This is a genomic window from Oleiphilus sp. HI0117 (assembly GCF_001635235.1).
In genome coordinates, this window is sequence record NZ_LWGA01000475.1 from 1 (window position 1) to 351 (window position 351).

Sequence of the window (351 nt, forward strand, 5' to 3'; positions counted from 1 at the left end):
GGGAATTAGCCATGGCTCAATGGGTGTTGGGCGTAAGGTTATTGCTCTGGAAAAGCGTGTCGAAGAGCTTGAAGCCATAATAGACGAAATGCAGAAAAATGACCCGACTAAAGTTTCTTACTCCGAAGCGTCACGTTTGGTGGAGTTGGGAGCGGGGATCGATGACCTAATGAATAGTTGTGGCATCTCTCGTCCAGAAGCAGAGCTTGTTAGTGCTCTCACCGAAAGTAAGCAAGATACTATTCCTACCCTTACTCCCACTAAGTAGCTTTAAGCCAGCCAATACTTAAATCAGTGTTCACATCGAGAGCATAGCTTGGGTGTGAACTAGTTATACATCATCAAATGCTT

Annotated in this window: 1 protein-coding gene; it reads left to right on the forward strand. The window is 45.0% G+C overall.

Going from position 1 to position 351, the window contains the following annotated elements; genetic code table 11:
- Nucleotides 1-268, forward strand: a 268-nt coding sequence (locus A3757_RS05425; protein ID WP_156506198.1) for a DUF2802 domain-containing protein, incomplete at its 5' end; no start/stop codon positions are given.
- Nucleotides 269-351: the final 83 nt, after the last annotated feature.